Raw genomic sequence first — 506 nt, 5'->3', positions numbered from 1 at the left:
TTGAGCGCGTAATAGCCTGTTTTGGGATGGCGCAAATAGTCCACCACGCCCCAGTTGGCGGAAGGCCAGGTTTCAACGAACATAAACTGAAAGAGGGCGGTAACCGGCTGAAAACGCTGGCGTCGATAGCTTTCCGCCGCGATGGCGACCAGCTGCGCCTGATAGCGCTGGGTATTGGCGATAAAGGTCTGAATATTCTCGCCGCGTGAGATTTTCGCATTCTGAAAGGTCTGGATGGGCTGGAAATTATGGTACTTCCAGCGCGTCCATTTAGGATCGCCCGGCTGGGTGGTGGCAGGCCAAAGCTCGCTGCGCGGGATGAAGGTGCGCAGCGTGGCAAGCTCCGGCAGCGCCTGCGCGCCGAACTCGGTAATGGTGGCGGTTTTCGCCGGCTCCAGCAGGTTCGCCATGGTGCCAAAGTACCAGCCAGCCCAGTAGTGCTCCTCAACAGCGGAGAAAGGATGCACGATACGGCTGTTATCTTTCGCCAGCGTATCGGCCACGCG

At 58.7% G+C, this 506-nt stretch carries 1 pseudogene; it reads right to left on the bottom strand.

The window, feature by feature from the left end:
• A pseudogene (locus B3797_RS18875) lies at nucleotides 1-506 on the bottom strand (glycoside hydrolase family 2); the annotation flags it as partial.

It is taken from the genome of Pantoea sp. UBA5923 (assembly GCF_002431095.1).
GTDB classification, from domain to species: Bacteria; Pseudomonadota; Gammaproteobacteria; order Enterobacterales; family Enterobacteriaceae; genus Pantoea; species Pantoea piersonii.
The sequence above is the reverse complement of the archived record's forward strand: the minus strand, read 5'-3'. Positions and strand labels throughout refer to the sequence as shown.